Origin of the sequence: Pseudomonas sp. TMP9, assembly GCF_037943105.1 — a bacterium.
Taxonomy (GTDB): domain Bacteria; phylum Pseudomonadota; class Gammaproteobacteria; order Pseudomonadales; family Pseudomonadaceae; genus Aquipseudomonas.
This window is the reverse complement of record NZ_CP149803.1, coordinates 2,493,247-2,519,081: the sequence shown is the minus strand read 5'-3', so window position 1 is coordinate 2,519,081 and position 25,835 is coordinate 2,493,247. Positions and strand designations below refer to the sequence as shown.

28 protein-coding genes are annotated in these 25,835 nt (G+C 58.1%); 14 read left to right on the top strand and 14 right to left on the bottom strand.

Annotated elements, in window-relative coordinates; all coding sequences use genetic code 11:
- Positions 1–140 precede the first annotated feature (140 nt).
- From WF513_RS12000 to recX, 6 genes are all read left to right on the top strand, one after another.
- On the top strand, positions 141–344 hold the full coding sequence (locus WF513_RS12000) for a hypothetical protein (RefSeq protein ID WP_339079614.1): 204 nt from the start codon (positions 141–143) through the stop codon (positions 342–344).
- A 58-nt stretch (positions 345–402) separates the two neighbouring features.
- The gene (locus WF513_RS11995) at positions 403–954 is read left to right on the top strand and encodes a glycoside hydrolase family 19 protein (RefSeq protein WP_339079613.1); all 552 of its coding nucleotides are present in this window, start codon (positions 403–405) and stop codon (positions 952–954) included.
- A complete protein-coding gene (locus WF513_RS11990) occupies positions 951–1,436 on the top strand; it encodes a hypothetical protein (RefSeq protein WP_339079612.1) in 486 nt (161 codons plus the stop codon). Before WF513_RS11995 ends, WF513_RS11990 begins: the two co-directional genes overlap by 4 nt.
- Before the next feature lie 439 nt (positions 1,437–1,875).
- Entirely contained in the window at positions 1,876–2,388 is a 513-nt protein-coding gene (locus tag WF513_RS11985) for a CinA family protein (protein WP_339079611.1), read from the top strand.
- 90 nt (positions 2,389–2,478) lie between these two features.
- The gene (recA, locus tag WF513_RS11980) at positions 2,479–3,522 is read left to right on the top strand and encodes a recombinase RecA (protein ID WP_339079610.1); all 1,044 of its coding nucleotides are present in this window, start codon (positions 2,479–2,481) and stop codon (positions 3,520–3,522) included.
- Positions 3,523–3,533: 11 nt separating this feature from the next.
- On the top strand, positions 3,534–3,998 hold the full coding sequence (gene recX / locus WF513_RS11975; protein ID WP_339079609.1) for a recombination regulator RecX: 465 nt from the start codon (positions 3,534–3,536) through the stop codon (positions 3,996–3,998).
- A 64-nt stretch (positions 3,999–4,062) separates the two neighbouring features.
- Here the strand turns inward: recX and WF513_RS11970 are convergent, their stop codons facing one another.
- Together WF513_RS11970 and WF513_RS11965 are read right to left on the bottom strand one after the other, a co-directional pair.
- The gene (locus tag WF513_RS11970) at positions 4,063–5,145 is read right to left on the bottom strand and encodes an LOG family protein (protein ID WP_339079608.1); all 1,083 of its coding nucleotides are present in this window, start codon (positions 5,143–5,145) and stop codon (positions 4,063–4,065) included.
- A 121-nt stretch (positions 5,146–5,266) separates the two neighbouring features.
- Positions 5,267–6,670 (bottom strand): MBL fold metallo-hydrolase, encoded by a 1,404-nt coding sequence (locus WF513_RS11965; protein ID WP_339079607.1) that lies wholly within the window; start codon positions 6,668–6,670, stop codon positions 5,267–5,269.
- 129 nt (positions 6,671–6,799) lie between these two features.
- Between WF513_RS11965 and WF513_RS11960 the strand changes: the two genes are divergently transcribed.
- Positions 6,800–9,202, top strand: a complete 2,403-nt coding sequence (locus tag WF513_RS11960) for a xylulose 5-phosphate 3-epimerase (protein ID WP_339079606.1) — start codon at positions 6,800–6,802, stop codon at positions 9,200–9,202.
- Positions 9,203–9,280: 78 nt separating this feature from the next.
- On the opposite strand, the gene WF513_RS11955 is transcribed toward WF513_RS11960, so the two are convergent.
- Entirely contained in the window at positions 9,281–9,679 is a 399-nt protein-coding gene (locus WF513_RS11955) for a quorum-sensing-regulated virulence factor family protein (RefSeq protein WP_339079605.1), read from the bottom strand.
- 207 nt (positions 9,680–9,886) lie between these two features.
- On the opposite strand from WF513_RS11955, the gene WF513_RS11950 reads away from it, so the two are divergent.
- A complete protein-coding gene (locus WF513_RS11950) occupies positions 9,887–10,597 on the top strand; it encodes a tRNA-uridine aminocarboxypropyltransferase (protein ID WP_339079604.1) in 711 nt (236 codons plus the stop codon).
- On the opposite strand, the gene WF513_RS11945 is transcribed toward WF513_RS11950, so the two are convergent.
- Positions 10,594–11,511 (bottom strand): DMT family transporter, encoded by a 918-nt coding sequence (locus tag WF513_RS11945; RefSeq protein ID WP_339079603.1) that lies wholly within the window; start codon positions 11,509–11,511, stop codon positions 10,594–10,596. The genes WF513_RS11950 and WF513_RS11945 overlap by 4 nt on opposite strands.
- Positions 11,512–11,710: 199 nt before the next feature.
- Between WF513_RS11945 and erdR the strand changes: the two genes are divergently transcribed.
- Both erdR and WF513_RS11935 read left to right on the top strand, forming a co-directional pair.
- Positions 11,711–12,361: a response regulator transcription factor ErdR gene (gene erdR, locus WF513_RS11940; protein WP_339079602.1), complete on the top strand. Its 651-nt coding sequence runs from the start codon at positions 11,711–11,713 to the stop codon at positions 12,359–12,361.
- A gap of 67 nt (positions 12,362–12,428) precedes the next feature.
- Complete coding sequence (locus WF513_RS11935) at positions 12,429–12,812, top strand: diacylglycerol kinase (RefSeq protein WP_339079601.1); 384 nt, start codon at positions 12,429–12,431, stop codon at positions 12,810–12,812.
- Here WF513_RS11935 and WF513_RS11930 read toward each other — a convergent pair.
- Entirely contained in the window at positions 12,809–13,735 is a 927-nt protein-coding gene (locus tag WF513_RS11930; protein WP_339079600.1) for a LysR family transcriptional regulator, read from the bottom strand. The two genes, WF513_RS11935 and WF513_RS11930, sit on opposite strands and share 4 nt — an antisense overlap.
- 123 nt (positions 13,736–13,858) lie before the next feature.
- On the opposite strand from WF513_RS11930, the gene fpr reads away from it, so the two are divergent.
- Entirely contained in the window at positions 13,859–14,638 is a 780-nt protein-coding gene (fpr, locus tag WF513_RS11925; protein WP_339079599.1) for a ferredoxin-NADP reductase, read from the top strand.
- 40 nt (positions 14,639–14,678) lie between these two features.
- On the opposite strand, the gene WF513_RS11920 is transcribed toward fpr, so the two are convergent.
- From WF513_RS11920 to WF513_RS11880, 9 genes are all read right to left on the bottom strand, one after another.
- Positions 14,679–16,025, bottom strand: a complete 1,347-nt coding sequence (locus WF513_RS11920) for a diguanylate cyclase (protein ID WP_339079597.1) — start codon at positions 16,023–16,025, stop codon at positions 14,679–14,681.
- A gap of 245 nt (positions 16,026–16,270) precedes the next feature.
- Positions 16,271–16,966, bottom strand: coding sequence for a tRNA (N6-threonylcarbamoyladenosine(37)-N6)-methyltransferase TrmO (tsaA, locus tag WF513_RS11915; RefSeq protein WP_339079594.1), 696 nt, complete (start codon positions 16,964–16,966; stop codon positions 16,271–16,273).
- Positions 16,967–17,110: 144 nt separating this feature from the next.
- On the bottom strand, positions 17,111–17,575 hold the full coding sequence (locus tag WF513_RS11910; RefSeq protein WP_339079593.1) for a DUF1456 family protein: 465 nt from the start codon (positions 17,573–17,575) through the stop codon (positions 17,111–17,113).
- A 48-nt stretch (positions 17,576–17,623) separates the two neighbouring features.
- Positions 17,624–18,334 (bottom strand): rRNA pseudouridine synthase, encoded by a 711-nt coding sequence (locus WF513_RS11905; protein ID WP_339079592.1) that lies wholly within the window; start codon positions 18,332–18,334, stop codon positions 17,624–17,626.
- A gap of 177 nt (positions 18,335–18,511) precedes the next feature.
- A complete protein-coding gene (locus WF513_RS11900; protein ID WP_339079591.1) occupies positions 18,512–19,213 on the bottom strand; it encodes an ABC transporter ATP-binding protein in 702 nt (233 codons plus the stop codon).
- Positions 19,213–19,980, bottom strand: a complete 768-nt coding sequence (gene livG / locus WF513_RS11895) for a high-affinity branched-chain amino acid ABC transporter ATP-binding protein LivG (protein WP_339079590.1) — start codon at positions 19,978–19,980, stop codon at positions 19,213–19,215. The genes WF513_RS11900 and livG overlap by 1 nt, the downstream gene beginning before the upstream one ends.
- Entirely contained in the window at positions 19,977–21,233 is a 1,257-nt protein-coding gene (locus WF513_RS11890; RefSeq protein WP_339083544.1) for a high-affinity branched-chain amino acid ABC transporter permease LivM, read from the bottom strand. The genes livG and WF513_RS11890 overlap by 4 nt, the downstream gene beginning before the upstream one ends.
- An 8-nt stretch (positions 21,234–21,241) precedes the next feature.
- Positions 21,242–22,165: a high-affinity branched-chain amino acid ABC transporter permease LivH gene (livH, locus tag WF513_RS11885; protein ID WP_339079589.1), complete on the bottom strand. Its 924-nt coding sequence runs from the start codon at positions 22,163–22,165 to the stop codon at positions 21,242–21,244.
- A gap of 117 nt (positions 22,166–22,282) precedes the next feature.
- Positions 22,283–23,404 carry a branched-chain amino acid ABC transporter substrate-binding protein gene (locus tag WF513_RS11880; protein ID WP_339079588.1) on the bottom strand — a complete coding sequence of 374 codons (1,122 nt, stop codon included), beginning with the start codon at positions 23,402–23,404 and terminating at the stop codon, positions 22,283–22,285.
- 309 nt (positions 23,405–23,713) lie between these two features.
- Here WF513_RS11880 and WF513_RS11875 point away from each other — a divergent pair, with 309 nt between their 5' ends.
- The 3 genes from WF513_RS11875 to WF513_RS11865 are packed head-to-tail and all read left to right on the top strand — an operon-like array spanning position 23,714 to position 25,788.
- Positions 23,714–24,031 carry a DUF2288 domain-containing protein gene (locus tag WF513_RS11875; protein WP_339079587.1) on the top strand — a complete coding sequence of 106 codons (318 nt, stop codon included), beginning with the start codon at positions 23,714–23,716 and terminating at the stop codon, positions 24,029–24,031.
- A 60-nt stretch (positions 24,032–24,091) separates the two neighbouring features.
- A complete protein-coding gene (locus WF513_RS11870; protein ID WP_339079586.1) occupies positions 24,092–24,997 on the top strand; it encodes an NAD(P)-dependent oxidoreductase in 906 nt (301 codons plus the stop codon).
- Positions 24,994–25,788 carry a TIM barrel protein gene (locus WF513_RS11865; RefSeq protein ID WP_339079585.1) on the top strand — a complete coding sequence of 265 codons (795 nt, stop codon included), beginning with the start codon at positions 24,994–24,996 and terminating at the stop codon, positions 25,786–25,788. Before WF513_RS11870 ends, WF513_RS11865 begins: the two co-directional genes overlap by 4 nt.
- Positions 25,789–25,835: the final 47 nt, after the last annotated feature.

The following is a 25,835-nucleotide window of genomic DNA, read 5'->3' as shown; positions in this document are numbered from 1 at the left end:
GGGCTAGGGTTGGTCTTAGTAGCGCTGACATACGCATTCTCCGGCGTGCAGATATGTGCGGAACAGGCCAGCAGACTCAGTTAGCATTGAGTAGCAAATGGTATTGGTTAAGGCTGGTCAGGCAGATTTAGGAGTGAGCGATGGAACTTGCAGATATCCGCGAAGGGAAGCGCGTATGGATCATCAATAGATCCAAGGTTCCTCAGGGGGAGCAGGCGTTCGGGACAGTGCAGCGTGTCTTCCATGAATATGGCGACGTGAAGTTCCTTAATATAAGCGTGTTGCTTGACGGGGGTGGTCATGTAGTTGGCGGCCTTCAGCCAGGAGATTTAGATTTCGAGTAGCTCATACACCAATCTTTGAGCCCGCCAAGTGCGGGCTTTTTGTTGCCTGGAGAAAAGTATGCAAATTACCGAGCAGCAGCTGCTGCACATCATGCCTAACGCCCGCCGATCAGCGGGCGTTTTTGTACCTGCCATCAACGCCGCCGCCAAGCACTGGCAAATCAACACGCCCAAACGCATGGCCGCCTTCCTCGCTCAGGTCGGGCATGAGTCCGGCCAGTTGCAATGGACGCGCGAGCTGGGCAACAACGCCTACCTAGCTAAGTACGACACCGGCACGCTGGCCAAACGTCTGGGCAACACGCCCGAGGCCGATGGCGACGGCCAGCTGTATCGCGGGCGCGGGTTGATCCAAATCACCGGACGGTTCAACTACATCAAATGCAGTGCCGGCCTGTTCGGCGATGACCGCCTGCTGCGCGAACCGCAACTGTTGGAGCAACCCGAATGGGCCGCCCAGTCTGCTGGCTGGTTCTGGTATGTCAAAGAGCTGAACACCTTGGCCGACCAGGGCCAGTTCACGGCGATCACAGGCAAGATCAATGGCGGCCAGAACGGCGCAGCAGATCGCCGCGAACTGTGGCTGCGGGCTAGCAAGGTGCTGGCATGAGCCTGCTCGATCTGATCCCGGCACCACTGCGCCTGTGGTTGGTGGTCGGGCTGCTTGCTGCGCTTGTGGCCGTCTCTGCCTATGCCACCTGGTGGGCGGTCAGTCCGCGTATTGAGCTGCAATCCGACCGTGCTGATCGTGCTGAGCAGGATCTAGCCGCCGAGCGCGAGCTAACAGCTCTGCAGGCGCGAGTGCTTGAAGCGCAGCAGGCCAGTTTCGCTCAGCTGGATGGGGTAGAGCAGCGCATGCAGCAGCTCGGCCAGTCTATCCAGCGCAACGCATCCGTCCAATCTCGCGCCCTTGAGGAGCTGAAACGCAATGACCAAACAATTGCTGATTACCTGGCTCAGCCTGTGCCTGCTGGTCTCGGGCTGCTCTATGCCCGCCCCGAAACCAGCGACCCCGCAGCCTACGTTGCGCCACCAAACCTGCAACCTGGTGCCTTGTCGACTACCGGCCCGCCCGCCACTGCTGATAAATGACCACTGGCGCCAGGCGCTCGATGAGTCGGACGCTGCCCTGGTGAGCTGTGCCGTGCAGGTGCAACGCTGTATTGAGCGTGAGAAGGTGCAGGCGTTTACGCCTGTTCAGGACAAAAACTAAAAGGCCCGGTGCCGCAGGACTTCCTGCTGCACCGGGCCTTTTTTTGTGTCTGCAGCTTGGAGGGCGTGGGGCAAGCTTGGGGCAATCTGTACGCCACCCGATGCCATTCCATGCTGTTTCAGTTTGCGGGCAGTCCGTGTCAAAAGTGTGCTTAGCCCATGTATGGCGGGCCTTGAGCGGGTTTTCAGTCTAATAGAGCTGCACAATGGGGGTGTGAGAACTGAGGTCGCTTTGGCTCATCGTTTTAACTGTCCGGCTGAATCGCAAAAGCGCCTAGTGTACGGTATCGACCTCGCAGGCTTTAACCCCGGAGTGCAGATGACTCGCAACGATGACACCCTGACCCAGTTAGCTGCCGAATTGGGTGTGCACTTGATCACCGCTAAAGCTCAAGTAACCACCGCTGAATCCTGCACCGGCGGTGGTATTGCTGAGGCAATTACCCGAATTGCCGGCAGCTCGGCTTGGTTTGAGGCAGGTTATGTTACCTACTCAAATAGGCATAAGACTAAACAGCTGGGCGTGCCTGAAACACTTTTTGCCACAGTGGGCGCGGTGAGTCAGGGGGTAGTCGAAGCCATGGTGCGCGGCGCTCAGGCGAATAGCGGTGCCCGTTTTGCGGTAGCGGTCAGCGGTGTGGCGGGCCCTGCTGGAGGCTCGCCAGAGAAACCGGTGGGTACTGTGTGGTTGGCTTGGGGTGATGGCGAGCAGCTATTCAGCGTGCGCCGCCAGTTTGCCGGAGATCGCAGCGAAGTTCGCCGACAAACGGTTGAGGCCGCGCTGGCTGGGCTGTTGCGCCTACTGGAGCAAGAAAATCCTAACGCGGGGTAGGCGGGCGACTTGCCCTGTGGAATAATACTGTCTACTTATACAGTTGTTGGTGGCCGCTAGCTGGCCCTTCTTGATTTAGTGAGGACTTAAATGGACGAGAATAAGAAGCGCGCCTTGGCGGCAGCCCTAGGCCAAATTGAAAAGCAATTCGGTAAAGGTGCGGTAATGCGCATGGGTGATCAGGATCGCCAGGCGATTCCGGCCATTTCTACTGGCTCGCTGGGCTTAGACATTGCACTGGGCATTGGCGGCCTGCCACGAGGCCGTATCGTTGAAATTTACGGCCCTGAGTCCTCCGGTAAAACCACCTTGACCCTGTCGGTGATTGCCGAAGCACAAAAGCTCGGTGCCACCTGCGCGTTCGTCGATGCGGAGCACGCGCTTGATCCTGAATACGCCGGCAAGCTCGGCGTGAATGTCGACGACCTGCTGGTTTCGCAGCCGGATACTGGTGAGCAGGCTCTAGAAATCACCGACATGCTGGTGCGCTCCAATGCTGTGGACGTGATCGTTATCGACTCTGTTGCAGCTCTGGTACCGAAGGCTGAGATCGAAGGTGAAATGGGCGACATGCACGTGGGCTTGCAAGCTCGCTTGATGTCCCAAGCGCTGCGCAAGATCACCGGCAATATCAAGAACGCGAACTGCCTGGTGATTTTCATCAACCAGATCCGTATGAAAATTGGTGTGATGTTCGGCAGCCCAGAAACCACCACCGGCGGTAACGCGCTGAAGTTTTATGCTTCGGTGCGTTTGGATATCCGCCGTACGGGTGCGGTGAAAGAGGGCGACGAAGTCGTCGGCAGTGAAACTCGCGTTAAAGTTGTGAAGAACAAAGTGGCGCCACCTTTCCGTCAGGCTGAATTCCAGATTTTGTATGGCAAGGGTATTTACCGTAATGGCGAGATCATTGACCTCGGCGTGTTGCACGGTTTCCTAGAGAAATCCGGTGCCTGGTACAGCTACCAAGGCAGCAAAATCGGTCAGGGCAAGGCCAACTCGGCTAAGTACTTGGAAGACAACCCGGAAGTGGCGCGCACCGTCGAAGGGCTTATCCGTGAAAAGTTGCTGGTAACGGCTGCGCCGGTCAAGGCCAATGCTGCGGCCGCTGACTTGGCAGATGCCGACGCCTGATTGGTTCGGTTATGCCCATCGTTCTGGATAACCCCGTCGCGGTGCGGCGGGTAGCCATGGATCTACTGGCCCGCCGCGAGCATGGGCGGGTCGAGCTGACCCGCAAGCTACGCAGCCGTGGCGCCGCAGATGAGTTGATCGAAACAGCCCTCGACCGTCTGACGCAAGAGGGTTTGTTGTCTGAGGCGCGCTATCTGCAGGCTTTTGTCAGCTACAAAGCGCGTGCGGGCTACGGTCCATTGCGCATCCGTGAAGAGCTAACCCAGCGCGGACTGTTTCGCGGCGATATAGAACAAGCCTTGCGCGACAGCGGTATCGATTGGCGCGAGCAGCTGCAGGAAACTTGGCAACGCAAGTTTGCCGGTTTACTACCGAATGACGCTCGTGAGCGGGCTAAGCAGGGACGGTATCTCAGCTATCGGGGTTATCCGCTTGAGCTGGTCGGGCGCTTGCTGCGCGGCGCGTTAGACGATTAATCCGCGCCGCATGTGTGTCGTGTAGGCCTGATAAAGCCATCCCTAGCCTTCACTTGAGCTAAGCCTATCGGGCATTTATCGCCCAGTTATGCGGTTGATTGACCACGTCGAGCAGTTCGCGCAAACGGCCATGGCTACGGCCGTTAAAGGCAAAGGCTAAGCGAGTTAGGTCGCACAATTCTGGTTCATCTTTCTCCGATTCACAGCGCGCTTGTTGTTGGAAGTCGCCGTGTTTGCACAGGTCGCGAAACTCATTGTTCAGTTGTTGCACGGCGGCCTCGCTCAGCGCGTGGTTGAGGCGGACCACGAAGGCCTCCTTAAGCCAGCGGCTGGAGTGATAGTTACGATAGAACTGGGCGATTTCTTCGGCAGCCTCTTCGGCGCTATGCACTAGGCGCACCAGATGCAAATCGCTCGGCAGGATGTAACCGCTGTCCTGCAGGTGCTCGCGGATAAACGCTAGGGCGCTGGTCCAGAAGATACCGCCCGGTTGGTCTAGCAGTACTACCGGCACCAGCGGGCTTTTACCGGTCTGAATTAAAGTCAGCACTTCAAGCGCCTCGTCCAAGGTGCCGAAGCCCCCTGGGCAGAGCACCAGGCCATCAGCTTCTTTGACAAAAAATAATTTACGCAAAAAGAAGAAGTGAAATGACAGCAGGTTATTACTGCCCTGCACAGTGGCGTTAGCGCCCTGCTCGAAGGGCAGGGTGATATTGAACCCTAGGCTGTTTTCCAGGCCGGCACCTTCATGAGCCGCCGCCATAATGCCGCCACCGGCGCCGGTGATCACCATCAAGTTATGCTTGGCCAGAGTCGCCCCCAAATCACGAGCCAAGCTGTAAATAGGGTGATTAGATGGAGTCCGCGCGGAGCCGAATACCGTGACTTTACGCCGCCGCTTAAATTGCTCCAGCACGCTGAAGGCATGCTCCATCTCGCGCAGAGTTTGCTGCATGATCTTGGCATCCCAGCGGTTACGGTCCGCCTGTGCCATGCGTACGACTGTACTGAGCATGGCTTGGTATAGAGGAGTATTGGGGCTGTGAGGGGGCGTCGCTAGACGGCTTAACTCTTCAACTTTGCTGTTTAGGTCGACGCCACTGATTTGAAAATGCCGGGACAAATAATCGTCCGATTCATCGGGCATGCTATTTCTCCTGATACTGAAGGCCGGGCAGCATCAGCCCAGCCTTAATCTGAGTGAGCCAAGCGCCAGGGCGGTAATAAAGCGTGTCGCTCTCAAGACGAACCCGTCACCGCAGGCGGGGTCAGAGGGCGATTTGCTCTCCCGGTTCTGGAATGGTTGCGATCCAGTTCAGTTGCTGACGCAGGGCGACTTGCAGAGCCTGCATTTTTTCCAGCTCGCCATGCACCAGGTAAAGCGGCGGATGGTGTTCAAAGTGACGCACCCAGTCAATTAACTGCGATTGGCCAGCATGGGCAGAAAAGCCACCGAGGGTATGCACCTTGGCGTTGACCACCACGTTTTGGTGGAAGATTTTGACACTCTGTGCGCCGTCGACAATGTTACGGCCAAGGGTGCCTTTAGCTTGGAAGCCGGGGAACACGACATGGCAATCATTGCGCCACAGGTTGTGTTTGAAGTGATGCACGATGCGCCCGCCGGTGCACATGCCGCTGCCGGCAATGATGATCGCGCCGCTTTTTATCCGGTTGATGGCCATCGACTCATCTGGGGTTAGGGTCGAGCGCAGAATAGGCAACCAATCCTCGATACGTTTTTTGCCACGACCCTGGAAGGCTTCTCGGTCTTCGGGGCTGAACTGGTCCTGAAAGCGCGAGTAGATGGCATTGGCGCGAATGGCCATGGGGCTGTCGAGAAACACGGCTTGCTGCGGTAAGCGGCCTTCCTGATAAAAGCGCCCTAAGTAGTAAATCAGGTCTTGGGTGCGGCCCACCGAAAAGGACGGAATCAGCACGTTACCGCCGTCACGGTGGGCTTGCTGCAGAATATCCGCCAGCTCATCGAGGGTGTCTTCACTGCAGCGGTGATCGCGGTCTCCGTATGTTGATTCCAGTAGCACCACATCGGCCTGCGTCAGGATGCTGGGGTCGCGCATCAAGGGTGAGCAGGTGTTGCCCAAGTCACCGGAAAACACTAGGCGGCGCGTCAGTCCATGGTCGTGCACGTGCAGTTCAACAATCGCCGAGCCGAGTATGTGGCCGGCATCATGAAAGGTAACGTGGACGCCCTTGGCCACTTCACACAGCTCGCCATAACTCACCGGGCGCCGTTGGCTCAGCGCCTGCTCGGCGTCTGCGGTGGTGTAGAGCGGGCTGAGCGGCGGCTTGCCTGCCCGGGCGCGCCAACGGTTTTCCCATTCGGCGTCTTTTTCCTGAATATAGGCAGAATCGAGCAGCATCAGCTCCATCAATTCGCACGTGGCGTCGGTGGCATAAATAGGCCCGCGATAACCCGCGGCGGCCAATTTGGGCAACAAGCCTGTGTGGTCAATGTGGGCGTGCGAAACGACAACGGCATCCAGGCTCAAAGGGTCGAATGCGAACGGTCCTCGGTTGCCTTCGTCTTCTTCGCGACGGCCCTGGCGCATGCCGCATTCGAGTAAAACCTTGGCGCCGTCACGGCTTTCGATTAGGTAACAGGAGCCGGTAACGTGTTGAATCGCGCCGAGGAAGTTGAGAAGGGCCATGGCTAATCCTTGAACGAGTTGAATGGGCAGAGTTAAAGGCTGTCGTATCACGTAACCGAGGGCTTTGATTCAGGTCAGCATCTGTTCATTTCCCGCACTCTAGACTTTATCAAACTATCGGAGTCGCACATGCCCCAGTTATTTCCCAGCGCCACTGAACTGGCCGATCACGCCCGTCTTGAGCCGACCTTCGCTGACTGGCAGCGTGGTTACGGCCCCTTGCAGCACAGCCCGCAAACCTGCGCAGCGGTTTACCGTATGGCCCACCAACTGGTGCAGGCCGGCTTGCAGGCCGACCTGGCCAGCGTGTATCGACACTTTCATGCATTGGACCGACTGACGGCGGCAGGGCTCTGGCTGGTGGTGCACATGACCTATGCCCAGCGTGTGCGCCTTGATGGTGTGGCGCTGGCAGCTGAAGATTTTAAGGTGACGCCTGAGGGTCACACCGGTGGCGCGTTGAATATGGTGCCGGCCTATGCCGGTTATCTGGCGTTGAATAACTTAACCGGGGAAACCCGCGGTTGGTTGATGGGGCAGGGCCATTGCGTAGCGGCCATTGAGGCGCTCAATCTGCTTACGGCCAACCAACATCCTGAGCAGGCCGCACGTTATAGCTGTGACGAGACCGGGATGAGCCACTTGGTGGCAGATTTTTACAGCTACGAGCAGAGCGCGTCGGGCCAAGTCAGTATGCCGTTAGGCAGCCACGTTAACCCGCACACCGCAGGTGGTATCGCCGAGGGCGGTTATTTAGGCTTTGCTGAGCTGCAATATGCCCATTTGCCTTTGCCCGGTGAGAAGTTGGTGGCGTTCCTTTCTGATGGCGCCGCCGAGGAGCAACGTGGCAGCGATTGGATGCCCCGCTGGTGGCGCGCCGAGGATTGCGGCGTTGCGGTGCCGATCATGATCGCTAACGGCCGGCGTATTGAGCAGCGCACTGAGTTGGCCACGCCTGCCGGGCTGGATAACTTCCGCGAGCATCTGCGCCATTGTGGCTTTGATCCTGAGAGTTTTGATGGCCGCGACCCCGCCGCATTTGTCTGCGCCTTGTGGGAAATGGAGCAGCGCTTGAGCCACCGCGTGCAAGAGTTGCAGGACGGCGTGCTGCGCTACCCGCTGCCGATACCTTACGGCATTGCTGAAACGCTAAAAGGCTTCGGTTTCTATGGGGCCGGTAGCAATGCTGCGCATAACTTACCGTTACCGGCGAACCCGCATGATGATGCGGGCGCCCGTGCATTATTCAACCAGTACGCCGCGCTGCTGTGGGTTGAACCGGCTGAGCTTAAGGCGGCCTGTGCGCTGTTTACCGCCCGTGGTGACCGCGTGCTGGAGCGGGATAACCCCTTGGCGCAGCGCTTGCCGGTTCAGCCGCAGCTGCCGGCGCTGCATTACCAGAACAACGCCTGCTCACCGATGCTGGCGCTGGATCGCTTCTTTGTCGATTTGGTCAAGGCCAACCCGCAACTGCGCCCGCGTGTGGGTAACCCCGATGAGCTGGCCAGTAATCGCCTCGGCGGCGTGCTCAAGGCACTTAAGCACCGAGTGACCGCGCCAGAAAGTGAGCTGGAGGCGATTGATGGCGCCATCATTACTGTGCTTAACGAGGAAGCGGTGGTGTCCGCCTGCTTGGCCAACCAAGGGGGCTTGAACCTGGTGGCGAGCTACGAGGCCTTCTGCGTGAAAATGCTCGGTGCGGTGCGACAACGCATCATCTTTGCCCGCCAGCAAAAAGAAGCCGGCCGCCCTGCCGGCTGGCTCGGCTGGCCGCTGGTGGCCACCTCGCATACCTGGGAAAACGGCAAAAATCAGCAGTCGCATCAAGACACCACCTTTTGTGAGGCGTTACTGGGTGAGATGAGCGACATGGTCAGGGTGCTGTTTCCCGCCGACCATAACTCGGTATTGGCCCTGCTCCCCGGTATTTATCAGGCGCGCGGCGAGCTGGCCTGCATGGTGATCGCCAAGCGCGAGCGACCTGCGCTGTTCAGCCGTGAACAGGCCGAACAATTAGCCCGTGATGGAGCCATTGTGCTGGCCGAACAGCCCGGCGACGAGCCTGTGTTGCTGATTGCCACTGGCAGTTATCAATTGGCTGAAATGCAGCGTGCGGCCGCTCGTCTGAGTGAGGTGCGTTGCGCGTGGCGCTTGGTTTACTTGCAAGAGCCGGGACGCTTTCGTGCCCCACGCGACCCGTGGGAGGCAGTCGGCATTACCCATGCCGAGCGGGTTGAACAGATCTTCCCTGCGGCAATTTCACAGCGTGTGCTGTTAACCCACATGCGCCCGGAAGTGGCCCGTGGGCATTTGTGGCCGCTGCTTGGCGATGCTCAACACACCCAAGTGTTGGGCTACCGCAATCGCGGCGGCACATTGGATGAGCCCGGTATGTTGTTCGCTAACCAAGCCAGCTGGGCCCATGTGCTGCAGGCTGCCGCTGGATTGCTGGATAAGCCGCTGAGCGAATTGCTGAATGCCGATGAGCACGCAGCAGTAGAAGGGCGTGGTGATCCGCGTTGCCTGCGTTAACGGCGAGCTGATCGCTACTGCGTACTTTACTGCGTGCGCTTTGGCGATAAGGCTGAGACCTGTAAGGCGTTGATAGCCTTACAGGCCGCAATCAGCTTTGCTGAACCGCTCGGTGGTCACTGGGCGGTTGCTTTTGTATTCGCTGAACTCATAACGCAGCGCAGCTCCGCGTACCAGCAATTGGCGATAGCCAACATTGCGGCACACACTGTTAGCCAGTTGCGCGCGAACCACATCAGGGTTGCCGCGCATCTGAGCGGCGTGCTCGCTGCGCACACTGAGGTGGTTGACCAGCTCGCTGCCGTCAACCGTGTAGCCTTGATCGAGAATGTCTTCATTGACTGCCCTAGGCGTGCCCACACTGCTTTCGCGTGCGACTTTTTCTAAGGCTTTGCTCAGCTCAAAGTCTTTCAAGGTGGCGGCATGGGCAAACAGGGGCAGGCTCAAGGCCAGGGTCAGGCTGGTTAAACGCAGCATACAACGCTCCAAAGTCGATTTGCTCCTCTGACAGGTAGAAGTCATCAGAGGTTCATTGGAGGTCATCTTACTCGCCTGCCTGCACGCGCGCATTTACCTCACTTGCGGTGGCGATTGAATACGCGGCCGCAGGCTTTGTTAGACTGCCGCGCTTATCGACTTAGGATCAGCCATGCCGTTCTATTTTCTGCCTCAGGTAACTGCCTGATGGGCCACGCTGTTGCACGTTTGCGGGCGGCGCGGATTGCCCGCAGCGCTAAACCTTTCCTCGCCCGTGGCAGCCGTTCGGTGCGCTGTGATGATTGCCGTTTGGTTGCGACCCATTGTTTGTGCGCTTGGCGGCCGCGTATCGCAGCAACGTCGGCGGTGTGTTTGCTCATGCATGACGTTGAAGCACTCAAGCCGAGCAACACCGGTTGGTTAATTGCCGATGTGCTGGCCGATACCTCGGCTTTTGGTTGGTCGCGGGTAGCGGTTGATGCTGAGTTGCCGGCATTGCTCAGTGATCCGCAGTGGCAGCCTTATCTGGTATTCCCCGGCGAATATGCCGCCGCCGAGCGGGTGGTCACTGCGGTGCAGCCAGGACCCGGCAAGCGGCCGTTGTTCGTGCTGCTGGATGCTACTTGGAGTGAGGCGCGCAAAATGTTTCGTAAAAGCCCTTATCTCAACAGTTTGCCGGTGCTCAGCTTGCAAGCCGAGCAGTTGTCACGTTACAAGCTGCGCCGCTCTAAACGTGATGACCATTTTTGTACCGCTGAGGTTGCCGCCCTGTGTTTGGAGCTGGCGGGCGACCAGCGCGCCGCTGATGGGCTGAATGCCTACCTAGATGTCTTCAGCCAGCATTACCTCGCCGCCAAAGCACCGCGCACGGTCACGCTGGACGATCCGCTGCATGATCGCCTGCGCGAATTTCTCTAGCTGCCGGTTTTCGCATCGATTGTCGGTAAGGGGGCTAATTTTTTCGGCCACAACTGCGCCAGCAGCATGCCGGCGAACATCAGCGCACAGCCGAAGTAGCCGCGCACTTGCAACAACTCGCCGAGCAGCCAGGCCCCGAAAATGGCGGCAAAGACGGCTTCCAGCGAGAGGATGATGGCGGCATGTGAAGCGATGGCGTGTTTCTGCGCCACCACCTGCAAGGTAAAGCCTACGGCCACACCAATGATGCCGCCGTAAAGAATTGCCGGCCCTGCCGCCATGATTGCCTGCAGCTGAATATCTTCAAAAATCACCGCCAGCACCAAGCTAATGACCGCGCAGGTGACGAACTGCACCAGCGCTAACCGCAGCGGGTCATGCCGGCCAGCAAAGAACCCCACCAGCAATACATGCACGCCCCAGACAAAGGCGCCGGCCAGTTGCAGCCAGTCACCGGAAGCCACCTGAAAGCCATCGCCGACACTGAGCAGGAACATTCCTACCACCGCCAAGCTGGCGCCCAGCCAGATGCCCAGGCCGGTTTTGTGACCGATAAACAGCCCCAGCAGCGGCACGATGATCACATACAGCCCCGTGATAAAACCGGAGTTGGTCACGCTGGTGAACAGTAAGCCGACCTGCTGCAAGTTAATCCCCAGCGCCAGGGCCAAGCCCATCAACACCCCGCCGCGCAGCAATTGACGGTTAAGCGGCACGATGGCGGCACTGCTGCTACGGCCCTCGAGCAGGCGCAGCACCGGTAGCAACATCAGCGCAGCCAGCGCAAAGCGCAAACCGCTATAAAGAAAGGGGCCGATGGAGTCCATGCCCAAACGCTGGGCGACAAAAGAGGAGCCCCAGATCATGGCGGTCAGCAGCATCAACAGGTCGGCGCGCAGGGCGTTACTTCGCATTTTTGGTTCTCGTCGGCAAGGTGGCGAACTGTGCCGCAAAGCATCGCGCTTGACCACCCCGTCAGTGCTCGGCATGCTGTTGTGCTTCCTGCAAGGTCAGCGTGGGTTGCGCTGTAACCCGGCACCTTGCATGCACTGTTCGTCGTGCCTTGGACAAATACCCTCAGCGGGTATCCACATAACAAAAACAGGATTCACCATGGCCGCATTTGAAATCCTCATTGCTGATGACCATCCCTTGTTCCGCAGTGCCTTGCAGCAGGCGCTGACCCTCGGGTTGGGGCCAGATGTGCGGCTGGTTGAAGCCGCCAGCATTGCCGAACTGGAAGCCTGCCTTGGGCAAAAAACCAATTGGGACTTGGTACTGCTCGACCTGAATATGCCGGGTGCTTATGGTTTTTCCGGCTTGGTGCTGTTGCGCGGGCAATATCCACATATCCCAGTGGTGATGATTTCCGCTCAGGAAGACCCGACCATCGTTGCGCGCTCACGTGAGTTCGGTGCCAGCGGGTTTATCCCGAAATCCAGCCCGTTAGAAATTATCCAGCAGGCGGTGCGCTTGGTGCTCGATGGCGAGGTGTGGTGGCCGCAGCAGAGTCAGGCTGCCATTGCCCTGTCGGCCGAAGCCAAAGCCGCCAGCGCCGGCTTAGCCAGCTTGACGCCGCAGCAGTTCAGGGTGCTGACCATGGTCTGCGACGGCTTGCTGAATAAGCAGATTGCTTATGAGCTGAGTGTTTCCGAAGCCACGGTTAAGGCCCATGTCACCGCGATTTTCCGTAAGCTCGGGGTGCGTACGCGCACCCAGGCTGCCTTGCTGTTACAGCAGTTGGAATCGATTCCGTCTAACTAAGTTGGCTTTCTAAGGTGTTTTTTTTGCCGGGCTTGGCGTAGCCTGCCCGGCTTTCCCGCATACGGTCGTGATGATGTCGCCATTTAAAGGTCAAACCGGCTACAAACGTATTCTCAATGCCACGGGTTATTCGCTAGCGGGGCTGCGCGCCGCCTTCACCGGTGAAGCCGCGTTTCGCCAATTGCTGTTGATCAACCTGGTGCTGGTGCCGTTGGCTTTTTTCTTGGATGTCAGCCGCGTCGAACGTGCAATGCTGGTCGCCGTGTGTGTGCTGGCGCTGATCGTTGAGCTGCTCAATTCGGCGATTGAAGCGGCGATCGACCGTATCTCCCTAGAACTGCACCCGCTGTCAAAGAACGCCAAGGACATGGGCAGCGCCGCCCAGTTCACCGCACTCAGCTTAATCGGGCTGGTGTGGGCCATCATCCTGCTGGGTAATCCAGCCTTTTAGGCGATAGGCGGCAGGACGATCTGATCGCTGCGCGTCACCCCTGCGGTCAGCGCGCGGCACAGCTCAATAAACTCACGCATGGCGGCGGTCTGGTATTTTTGTTTGTGCCAGATGAAATAGAACTGCCGGCGCAGGTCCAGCTCGGGTGTTTCCAGCGCCACTAGGCTGCCGCGGCGAAATGCATCGCGCAGCGCCAGGCGGGAAATGCAGCCAATTCCCAGGCCCGACTCTACCGCCCGTTTGATCGCTTCGGTGTGCTCTAACTCCAAACGAATATTCAAGTTACTTGGATGATGGCGCATGGCTTGATCAAACGTCAGGCGGGTGCCGGAGCCTTGCTCGCGCAGTATCCACGCCTCGCGCGTCAGTTCATCCAAGCTCGCTTCGCCGCGTTGCGCCAGCGCATGCTGCGGCGCGCAGAACACCACGAGCTCATCTTCGACCCAAGGCTGCACTTCGATATCGGGGTGCTGGCAGTCACCTTCAATCATGCCCATGTCCAGCTCATAGTGAGCGATTTGCTGCACCACATAGGCGGTGTTGTGCACCTGCAGTTTGACCCGGCATTCGGGGTGGCGCTGCATAAAGCTGCCAATCAACAAGGTGGCCAGGTAGTTGCCGACAGTTAGGGTCGCGCCGACCGTCAGCGAGCCGAAACCACTCTTGCCGCCCAGCAGGCGCTCGATCTCTTTAGCTTGATCGAGCAGGGCGACTGCTTGCGGTAACAGCTGCAGGCCAAGGGCGTTCAGGCACAGGCGTTTGCCCGCGCGATCGAATAACTGGCAGTCGGACTGACGCTCCAATTCACTGAGCGACGTGCTGGTTGCTGATTGCGATAAAGCCAACGAATCGGCTGCGCGGGACACGCTTTCTTGCTGCGCGACCGCGACGAATACTTGCAGCTGTCTGAGGGTAAATCGCATATCTATATAACCGATAACCTATATCTTGATAATCAAGTTAACAGATATTGTGTCGCTCATTACAATGCCGTGCAATGGCGCTCAGGTGCGCTGGCGATATCAATATTCTGCGGAGTCCCGAGCATGAGCAACCTTAACGCTGAGCGCATTCTAAGCGTGCATCACTGGAACGATACGTTGTTCAGCTTCAAGTGCACCCGTGATCCGGGGCTGCGTTTTGAAAACGGCCAGTTTGTGATGATTGGTCTGCAGCAGGAGACGGGCCGCCCGCTCATGCGTGCCTATTCGATCGCCAGCCCGAACTGGGAAGAGCATCTGGAGTTCTTCAGCATTAAGGTGCCAGACGGTCCGCTGACCTCGCAGTTGCAGCACCTCAAGGAAGGTGACGAGATCATCATCAGCAAGAAGCCCACCGGCACCTTGGTTCTGGATGACCTCAACCCAGGCAAACACTTGTACCTGCTCAGCACCGGCACGGGTCTGGCACCTTTTATGAGTGTGATTCAGGACCCCGAAACCTATGAGCGCTTTGAGAAGGTCATCTTGGTGCACGGTGTGCGTTATGTGAACGAAGTGGCTTACCGCGAATTCATCACCGACCACTTGCCGCGTAATGAGTTTTTTGGCGATGCGCTGAAAAACAAGCTGATCTACTACCCGACGGTGACCCGTGAACCGTTTGAAAATCAGGGTCGCTTAACCGACCTGATGCGCAGCGGTAAGCTGTTCCAAGACATCGGCCTCCCACCTATCAACCCGCAAGACGACCGCGCAATGATCTGCGGCAGCCCGAGCATGCTTGATGAAACCAGCGAAGTGCTCAACGAGTTCGGCCTAAAAATCTCTGCGCGCATGCGCGAGCCGGGTGATTACCTGATTGAGCGTGCGTTCGTCGAAAAATAAGCGGTGCGTGAGCCAGCAGCCCGTCAATTGGCGGGCTTTTTTATTGAGGCTCAATGGCGCTGTACGAACAATTACCGCCTTTCTGTTTGGCCTGATACATGGCGTTATCGGCTTGCTGCAGCAGTTGCTGTTCATCCTCTGCATGTTGCGGGTAAAGGGCGATACCGATGCTCGGCAGGATGGTTTGTTGTTGCCCGCTTAGCGCGAAGGGTTGGTTGAGGCTTTGGCGGATTTTTTCTGCCACCACGCTGGCGTGATTGGTCGAGGTGAAGTCTTCCAGCAGCACCACAAATTCATCACCGGCAAAGCGCGCTACCGTATCCGTCTTGCGTAAACAGGCTTGGATGCGTTGAGCGACGCCTTGCAGCAGTAGGTCGCCAGCGGCATGGCCGAGGCTGTCGTTAACCTGTTTAAATTTATCCAGATCGAGAAACAGCAACGCCACGTTGGATTGTTCACGCTGTGCACGCGCCAGCGCCATGTGCAGTCGATCCCGCAGCAGTGCACGGTTGGGCAGGTGCGTGAGCGCGTCGTATTGGGCCATAAACTGCAAGCGGCTGAGCATCTGCTGGCGCTCAATGGCCGTGGCCACTTGGGTGGAAACAAACTGCAGCAGCTCTTGATCGTGTTCGCTGCACGGCGTGTGGTTTTGCACAACCAGCGCGCCAATAACGCCTTTGTGTGAGTTCAACGGGACACCAAACCAACAATAGTTTGCGCTAGGGTGGCAGCAGGTTGTCGCGGGGGCAGCATGCTTGTCTTGCAACAACAGGGCTTTGCCACTGCGAATCACTTCTGTGCTCAGGGTGGCGATGGTGGGGTGGTCATCGGTAGCGAGCTCGGGCTGTGGCTCCACGGGGTAGGGGAAACTCAGCGTGTCTTGCTGCTCGTCGTAGAGCGCCACCGCAAAGCGGATAGCCGGCAGCAACTCAGCCAGCAGTTGGTGCACCTGTTCAAATACCCCGGCCAGATCTTTGGCCGAGTGAGCCGCCTCGGAGATCCCATAGAGCGCTGTTTGCAGCGCTTCACTGCGTTTGCGTTCGGTGATGTCGTGGGCGACGGCGATGCGCACCTGATCGTCCTCGGACCAACGGGCAGACCAGAGAATATGCGCGATGCTGCCGTCTTTGCGCAGGTAGCGATTATCAAAGTGCGGCTTGCTGATGCCGTCCATGACTTCCTTGGCGGCCAGCAGGGTTTTGTGCCGGTCTTCGGGGTGCACAAGATCAATCATGCTTTTGCCGAGCATTTCCTCTGGGCTGTAGCCAAAGATGCGCTGGCAGGCGGCGCTGACGAAAACAAAGCGTCCACAGGTGTCAACCACACAGATGGCGTCGAGCAAAAGATCGACAAGGTTCTCGGTCGGCACGTAGGTGTTGGCTTTCATACACTCACAATACGTTGGCGCGTTATGGCGGTTAAAACAGCGCTTGCTGGCCACTGGACAGCATGCGCCTTGCACCCACCTTACCCGCATAAACCTTATGACCGTGAACGCTTGTTTGTTCTGGGCCGCATTCTGCGGTTGCGCGGGTAGGCAGTTGATCTGATGGTGCGAGCAGTTTAGAACTTAACCGCATTTTTGCTCGTTGCCCCAGCGGCGCGTGCGTAGGCTGAGCGGCCAATAGGCCATTAGTCAGCCGGCACTACCGCCAGCACGCAGATGCAGCCTGGCTGCGGATAGTGCCAGTGCACATCCACATCCCAGAAGCGCACGCCGTAGCGGCGTTCCGGGGTTGGCTGCTGGTAGGCCGGGCGTGGGTCTTGGGCCAGGCACTGCTCAATCAGCTCGGTCAGCGGTTCGCTCAGGCGCCGCCCATGCTCGTGGGCCTGAGCCAGTGCCGCATTCTCCCAGCTGACCTCAATCAATGCCGGGGCACTATCAGCGATGCGGTTGTAGGCGCCGGTAACGCTGTCGGCATAAGGCACGTAGGGTTTGATGTCGAGTACGGGTGTGCCGTCGAGCAGGTCGATACCGGAGAGCCACAACTTGCCGGCTTCGACCTTATCCAGCTTGACGACCGACTGGCCGAGGCCATTGGGGCGGTGGGTGGCGCGCGTGCTGAATACGCCAACTGACTGATTGCCGCCCAAGCGTGGCGGGCGAACTTTCAGCCGCGGCTTGTCTTCCAGCGCCTGATGAAAGACAAACAGCAGCCAGACATGGCTGACCTGCTCCAGCCCTTGTACGGCATCACCGTTATCAAAAGGCGCAAGCAGCTCCAGCACGCCACGCGCTGCCGGAGCCAGCTGCGGCTGACGAGGGATGGCGAACTTCTCCTTGAAGCAGGAGCGGACAAAACCGATGGGTGAAACTGAGTAAGGCATGGCGGCGTGATCAAGTGAAGACGCCGCCATGGAACGCGACAGCGTGTTGGAGGTGAATACCGCTGTCGATGGGGTTGATTGCGCAGGCCATCGCCCCGGCGGTGCCTTCAGCCATAGCGGCTTCGTTGCTGGGGATGTGTTGGCCTACTCGCCGCGAATGCGCAGGGTCAAGCCCTTGAGGAAGTTGCGCAGAAATTGGTCGCCGCACGTGCGGTAGTTGCTGTGGCCAAATTTACGAAACAAGGCGCTCATCTCCGGTTTCGATACGGGGCAGTCGACGCTGTGCATGATCGTGTGCATGTCGTCTTCCTTAAGCTCGAAGGCAACGCGCAATTTCTTCAGCACCATGTTGTTGGTGATCGGCAATTCGAACGGTTGGGCGGGGCGGCTCTCATCTTTGCCACGCTTGAAATACACCAAGCCATCCAGAAAGTGCGCCATCAGCTCGTCGTCACACGGGGTAAAACCGTCTTCATCCTCTTTTTTAAGCATCGCGACGAGGTCGTCGAGGGCGACTTGCTTGCCACTCAGCAGAATGATCTCGGCCATCTGCGCATCGCTGATGTTGAGGGTGTAGCGCAGGCTGCGCAGTACGTCGTTATTAAGCATGGGGTGATCCTGAAAAGGGCTGATGCACAGGATGCATCAGCTAAAAAATTAGAAGCGTTCTTTGCCAGCCAAATAGCGCCATTGCCCGGGTTGCACCTTGGCCATAGGCACGCCGCCGATGCGAATGCGCTTCATGCCCAGCACCTTGAGGTCAAGGCTGTTGCACATGAATACAATTTGCCCAGGCAGTGGGTTTTTAAGGGCGATGCGCAGGCGGGTTTCGTTTTGCCAGCTGACCTTGCAGGGTGGTAAGTCCACACCATTAAACGTCAGGCCATGAGCCAAACGCTTGAGTTGACTGGCACTGAGGGTGCCGATGACCTCGACCACATATTCCTGTTCAAGTTTTTTTAGATCTTCTTTGAGCTTGCGCTCAATGCGCCAATCTTGGGTCAGTACATGCAGGCCATCGGCACCGGCCTGCAACGGCGCGCAGCTTACAAGCCGGTCGAAATGGCTTTTGAGTGGGCGGATAGCGCTGGCGTCCTCGGCCCAATGCGTGGCCGCGCCGATGCTCTCAATGGCGCGATCAGGATACTGTCCGGCAGGTATATTCAGCAGCAATGTAACCGGCTCAATAGGTGTGAGTACCGCATTAGCAAGCAGCTCGACGCGTTGCTCGCTGACTTTGAATTGCGGCTCTTCGACGACCACACCGTCCACTGTGACCCAACCGCCTTCGATATACAGTTCGGCTTCGCGGCGCGAACAGCCAATCACTTCGATCAGGCGTTTGGACAGGCGAGTGGGTTCAGTCATAAAAACAGTCATCGGATAAAAAAGGGCCGCCATTGTAACTGGCCAGAGCCGCCGTGCACTGAACATCGGGCGAACGGCGCGGATAAATCTGCGGTCAGCTGAGTGCAGTGCGGGGCTCCGCTTTGCACCTGTTCATAAAAAACCGCTCCGGAGAGCGGTTTGCCAAAACGTCAGTACCTAGCCGCCGAGATAGGCGTCGCGCACCTTCGGATCATTTAGCAGATCATGGCCGCTGCCTTGCATGACGATACGGCCGTTCTCCAACACATAACCGCGGTCAGCCAGCTTCAGCGCTTGGTTGGCGTTTTGCTCAACCAAGAACACCGTCACGCCGTCTTTGCGCAGCTGCTCGATGATGTCAAAGATCTGCTGGATGATGATCGGCGCCAAACCCAGAGACGGTTCATCGAGCAGCAACAGCGTAGGCTTGCTCATTAACGCACGGCCGATGGCGAGCATCTGCTGTTCACCACCGGACATGGTTCCGGCACGCTGGGCAAAGCGTTCTTTCAGGCGCGGGAACAGGTGCAGCACCTTGTCCATTTGCTCCTGATTGTCAGCCTTGCTGCCAAAAAAGCCGCCCATTTCCAAGTTTTCTTCGACGGTCAAGCGGGCGAATACGCGGCGACCTTCAGGCACTACGGCAATGCTTTTGCGCATGATGCTGGGCGTGTCTTGGCCAATCAGCTCTTCGCCCTGATAACGGATGCTGCCACTGCTGGCTTGCGGTGTGCCGCACAAGGTCATCAACAGGGTGGATTTACCTGCGCCGTTGGCCCCGATCAGGGTCACGATTTCACCCTGACGCACTTCAACATTGATGTCATGCAGCGCCTGGATCTTGCCGTAGAAGGTGGAAACATTCTCGAAGTACAGCATCACGCTTCCCCCAGGTAGGCTTTGATCACGTCCGGGTTTTCGCGGATCTGCTCCGGTGTACCGTCCGCCAGAGGCGTGCCCTGGTTGATCACATAGATATGGTCGGAAATGCTCATGACCAGCTTCATGTCGTGCTCAATCAGCAGCACGGTGACATTGTGCTGGTCACGCAGCACACCAATCAGTGCCTTGAGATCTTCGGTTTCACGCGGGTTTAGGCCGGCTGCCGGTTCGTCGAGCATGAGGATGCGTGGACGCGTCATCATGCACCGGGCGATTTCCAGGCGGCGCTGCTGCCCATAGGCCAGGGTGCCTGCCGTGCGGTTGGCGAATTCGGTCAGGTTGACCTGATCCAGCCAATACGCGGCATATTCCATGGCTTCGCGCTCGCTGCGGCGGAACGAAGGGGTTTTGAACAGCCCGGAAAGGAAGTTGGTGTTGAGGTGGCGATGTTGCGCCACCAGCAGGTTTTCCACTGCCGTCATGTCCTTGAACAGACGCACGTTCTGGAAGGTCCGCACCACGCCTTTTTGCGCGATTTTATGGCCGGGTAACCCTGCAATGGCTTCGCCATCGAGGCTTACGCTGCCCGATGTAGGCTGGTAAAAACCGGTCAGGCAGTTGAACACGGTGGTTTTGCCTGCGCCGTTAGGGCCGATCATCGACACCACTTGTTTTTCATTAACCGACAGGCTTACCCCGTTTACGGCCAGCAGGCCGCCGAAGCGCATGCACAGGCCGCTTACTTCAAGGATAGGGCGGCTCATTGTTTCAGCTCCAAGTGCGGGCGCTGCATGGGCAGCAAGCCCTGTGGACGCCAAATCATCATCAGTACCATCAAGGCACCGAACATCAACATGCGGTATTCACTGAACTCACGCATCAGTTCCGGCAGCAGAATCATCACGATGGCCGCCAGGATGATGCCCAGTTGCGAGCCCATGCCGCCCAGTACGACGATGGCCAGAATGATCGCTGACTCGATAAAGGTGAACGACTCAGGCGTTACCAGGCCCTGGCGGGCGGCAAAGAAGCTGCCGGCAAAACCGGCAAAAGCCGCGCCCAAAGTGAACGCCGAGAGTTTGATCACCGTTGGGTTCATGCCCAGCGCACGGCAGGCAATCTCATCCTCACGCAGTGCTTCCCACGCCCGACCAATCGGCATGCGCAGCAGGCGATTGATCACGAACAGGGTGAGCAACACCAGCACCAGAGCGATCAAATACAGGAAAATCACCTTGTTGATGCCGTTATAGGCAACGCCGAAATACTCGTGGAAGGTCTGCATGCCTTCTGCTGCGCGACGGTCAAACGATAAGCCGAACAAGGTGGGTTTTTCGATGTTGCTGATGCCGTTCGGGCCGCCTGTTAACTCGGTCATGTTGCGCAGCAGGATGCGGATGATCTCGCCAAAGCCCAGGGTCACGATGGCCAGGTAATCACCGCGCAAGCGCAGCACCGGGAAGCCCAGTACAAAGCCGAAGAACGCCGCCATCAGCCCCGCAATCGGCAAGCAAACCCAAAAGCCCAGGCCGTAGTAATGCGACAGCAGTGCGTAGCTGTAAGCACCCACGGCGTAGAAGCCGACATAGCCCAAGTCCAGCAGGCCGGCTAAACCGACCACGATGTTCAGGCCAAGGCCCAACATCACGTAGATCAAGATCAGCGTGGCAATGTCCACGGCACCGCGGCTGCCAAAGAATGGCCAGGCGAGCGCCACCATGATCAGGCCCAGAATGACCCAGCGCTGTGTTGACGGCAGGGTGATGAAGTTGCTGGCTTGCGTGGGCATGCTGGGCAGCTTGGGTGCGTGACTCCAGGCTGCTGTTAGCTGGCTGCGGAACAGTTGCCAGAAGAACATGGCAATCGCGCTGCCGGCGATGGCCCACAGGACGGCCGGGCTGGCGCCGTGCACTTCGAGCTTGATGCCGACGGTGGTGAGCTTCAGGCCAAGCACCGGATAGGCCACAGCCAGCACCAGCAGGGCGCTGAAAAAGGCCGTCTTGAGATTTTTACGGATGGCGAGACTCATACTTTTTCAACCTCCGGACGACCGAGAATGCCCGTAGGACGGAACAACAGAACCAGAATCAGCAGGCTGAAGGCCACCACGTCCTTGTACTGATCACCGAAGATGTCGGCACCAAAGGCTTCAGCAAGGCCTAGCAGCAGGCCACCCAATACTGCGCCCGGAATACTGCCGATACCGCCTAGAACCGCAGCAGTAAAGGCCTTGATCCCGACCAGGAAGCCCACGTGTGGGTTGATCACGCCGTACTGCATGCCCAGCAATACCGCCGCAATACCGGCCAGGGCAGCACCGATGACGAAGGTCAGGGCAATAATGTTGTTGGTGTTGATGCCCAGCAGGTTGGCCATCTTGATGTCTTCGGCACAGGCGCGGCAGGCGCGGCCCAAGCGTGATCGCGAGATAAACGCGGTCAGTGCCACCATCACCACAAAGGTGACGACAAAGATCAGCACCTGCATATAGGAAATCACCACGCCATTCATCGCGCTTTCGCCCAGCACGAAGTTGCCGGGCAGCAGATTGGGGATGGCTTTGTCTTTGGAGTCCTGCGCCAGTAGCACCTCGTTTTGTAAAAAGATCGACATGCCGATGGCGGAAATCAGTGGGATCAAGCGGTTACCGCCACGCAAGGGGCGATAGGCGACCCGTTCGATGCTGTATCCGTACACACTGGCAATAATAATACTGCCGGCAAAGGCGGCGATCATCAGCAGCGGGAGGCTGTCGATGCCCATCATGGTCAGGCCGGCGATCGCGATAAAGGCGACGTAAGAACCGATCATATAAACCTCGCCGTGAGCGAAGTTGATCATGCCGATGATGCCGTAAACCATGGTGTAGCCAATAGCGATCAAGGCATAAGTACTGCCAACAGTCAGGCCGTTAACCAACTGTTGCAGGTAGTGATAATGTTCAGGCATTGCCTAACTCCTGGGTTGCCACGCAAGGCAGCGCTTTTGGCGCAGCATGTAACCGGAATTCTTCTAATAAACAAAACCCACTGCGCAAGCAGTGGGTTTTGGGTTCAGGCTAAGTGGTTACTTGGCTTCGGATTTGGTGCCGTCTTGGTGCCATTCGTAAACTACGAAGTTGAAGTCCTTCAGGTCACCCTTCTCATCAAAGGTCAGGTTGCCAGTCGGCGTATCAAAGCTGTTAGCGCGCAGGGCTGCGGCCACTTTAGCGGTGTCGGTGCTGCCGGCTTTGGTGATGCCTTCAGCGATTACTTGTACCGCGGCGTAGGCCGGGAATACGAACGGACCGCTGGAGTCTTCATTTTTAGCTTTGAATGCATCAACCAGCGCTTTGTTGCGTGGGTCCTGATCGAACGCCTGTGGCAGGGTCACCAGCAGGCCTTCGGACGCGGGGCCGGCAATGGCTGAGATTTCCTTGTTGCCTACACCTTCCGGGCCCATGAACTTGGCGCTCAGGCCTTTTTCAGCCGACTGACGCAGCAGCAGACCCAGTTCTGGGTGGTAGCCACCGTAGTAGACGAAGTCCACGCCGGCTTGCTTGAGCTTGGCGATCATGGCGGAGAAGTCTTTGTCGCCGGCGTTGATGCCTTCGAACATGACAACCTTGGTGCCTTTGGCTTCCAGCGTTTGCTTGACCGCAGTGGCAATGCCTTCGCCGTACTGCTGCTTGTCGTGGATTACGGCAACCGCTTTTGGCTTAACCACATCAGCAATAAAGTTACCGGCGGTAGGGCCCTGCAAGCTATCCAGGCCGATGGTGCGGAACACCAATTCATAGCCGCGAGCGGTAATTTCTGGGCTGGTAGAAGCCGCAGTGACCATCAGGATGCCTTCATCTTCGTAGATGTCAGACGCTGGCTGGGTGGAGCTGGAGCAAAGGTGGCCGACGACGAATTTCACTTCGTCGTTGACGATCTTGTTAGCCACGGCAACCGCCTGCTTGGGATCGCAAGCATCGTCATAGACCACGCCTTCAAGCTGCGCACCGTTTACACCGCCGGCTTTGTTGATCTGCTCGATGGCCATCTTGGCACCGATAAACTGCATTTCACCGTATTGCGCGACGGCGCCGGTGACTGGGCCTGCCAGGCCAATTTTGATGGTGTCAGCCGCTACCGAGTAGCTGGCAACGCCAGCCATGGCCATGGCGGCAAACAGTTTGGAAATCTGCTTAGTAGCCTTGTTCATAGTGCTCCACTCTTATTGGTTTTGATTGTTGTAGTTCTGGCGGCCAAAGCAGCAGAACCGGGTTGTTTCCCCGGCCAGCCCCCCGGCAACTGTATCGGTGCAGTGTAGAGTGCCGCTTCACGCCTTGAAAAGCAGCTTGCTGGGGGCAAAACCCTGGGGTGTCGCTTTAACGCAATAAACGTATAGATAAACGGCGTGTCTTGCACGCTGCGGGCAACGTCGCGACAAGTGTCGCGAATTTGCCAGTCAGCCGGTCAACGCTATCATGGCCGCCGATTTAACAAATGGCCATCCACGACAGGGCAATCCATGACCGAACAACCTAGCACCCTCTATGCCAAGCTGCTTGGTGAAACTGCAGCTATTACGTGGCCCGAGCTGCAACCTTTCTTCGCCCGCGGCACATTACTGCTGGTGGAGGGCACTCAAGACCTGATCGAAGTGGCGCAGGCCGTGGCGCAAAACGATCACGTTAAAGTCGCCGCTTGGCTTGAATCAGGACTTTTGAGTCGGGTGGATGACAGCCGTGCCGAGAGCCTGCTCAAGCGCAATCCAGCATTGTGGGCAGTGGTGGTTGCGCCTTGGGTGCTTGCGCAAGAGCGCAGTGAAAGCGCTCCGCTGCACTGATCTGGCGCTCTAGTATCCGCCCCTTTGAATCTGCGCCCTATAACCTGTCGGAGTTTATCTATGCCCACCACACTGCCCGCTCTGGCCTTTGCCGGTATCGGCCTGATGGGGCTGCCCATGACCCAGCGGTTGCTGGCGGCCGGGTTTGCGCTGACGGTCTGGAACCGCTCCAGCGCCAAATGCACACCCTTACAGGCGTTGGGCGCGTACGCGGTGGCGAGCCCGGCGCAGCTGTGTGGGCAGGCGGATATCGTCATGCTGTGCTTGGCCAATACCGAGGTGGTGCGTGAGGTGGTGTTGGGCCCAGGCGGTATTGTTGAAACGGCCAAGCCAGGGCAGTTGCTGGTGGATTTTTCCAGCTTAGAACCCGCGGCCACCCGCACCATGGCTGCCGAACTGCATGCACGCTGCGGCATGCATTGGGTCGATGCGCCGGTGTCCGGCGGCACCCTCGGAGCTGCCGACGGCACATTGGTGATTATGGCTGGCGGCCGCGTTGAGGACATTGAGCGGATAAGGCCAATACTTGCGCATCTAGGTCAGCGTCTAACGCATATGGGCGATGTAGGCGCGGGGCAGGTAACCAAGGTGTGCAACCAGATGATTGTGGCGTGTAACGCCCTAGTGATCGCCGAAGTAGTGGCCTTGGCGGAACAAGCCGGTGTGGAGGCCAGCTTGCTTGCGCAAGCGTTGGCTGGCGGCTTTGCCGATTCCAAACCGCTGCAGATTTTGGCCCCGCAAATGGCGGCAAACCAGTTTGAGCCGGTCAAATGGCATGTGCGCACCTTGCTTAAAGATTTGGATACGGCGGTGAGCCTCTCCCAGCAAATGGGCTCAGCCACACCGCTAAGCGGGTTGGCGGCGCAGTTGCTGCGCCAGCACGCCAGCCAAGGCAACCTAGAGCGCGACCCAGCCACCTTGGTGCATCTTTACCGGGGGCCACAGCATCAGGAGTCACCGCCATGAAAGTCGCCGCCAATCTGTCGCTGCTGTTTACCGAAGTGCCGCTTGTTGAGCGCGTGGTTGCGGCGGCCGCTGCGGGTTTCGACGGCGTAGAAATTCAGTTCCCCTATGAGCTCGCCGCCATTCGTTTTAAGGAAGCGCTAGAGGCTGCCGGCATGCCGCTGGTGCTGATTAATCTGCCCGCCGGTGATCTGCTCCGGGGTGGCGCGGGTTTAGCCGCCGTACCCGCGCGGCAGGCTGAGTTTGATGCGGCGCTGCAAGAAGCGCTGAGCTATGCCGCTATGGTGCGTCCGGCTCGCGTCAACGTGTTGGCGGGGCGGTTGGCACCGGGGCTTGAGCCTGAACAAGCCCAGGCCTGCTTGATCAGCAATCTGCGCAAAACTGCTGAGGCCTTTCAGTTATTAGGTATTGGCGTGCTGGTGGAGGCGATCAACCCCATCGACATGCCGGGCTTTTTGATCAACACCCCAGCTCAACTGGATGCGCTGCTCTCGGCAGTCGGCCACCCCAATTTGGCCGCGCAATACGACCTCTATCATATGGCGCGTCAGGGTTTGGATGTGCAGGCCGGTATGGCATTGCTGGCAGGGCGCATCGGCCATGTGCAGTTTGCCGATAACCCAGGCCGCGGTGCGCCGGGCACGGGCGAGTTACAGTTCGCACCATTACTCAAGGCCCTGCATGCCAGCGGTTACAGAGGTTGGCTGGCGGCCGAGTATCGACCCGGCGAGGCGGGCACGGTAGCCGGCCTTGGCTGGTTGAGCGAATGGCGGATGTGGTGGGCGCGCAGCTGAAAAATCAGCCTACCGCCCGCCGCGTTAGCGTCGAGCAACAGGCTGGT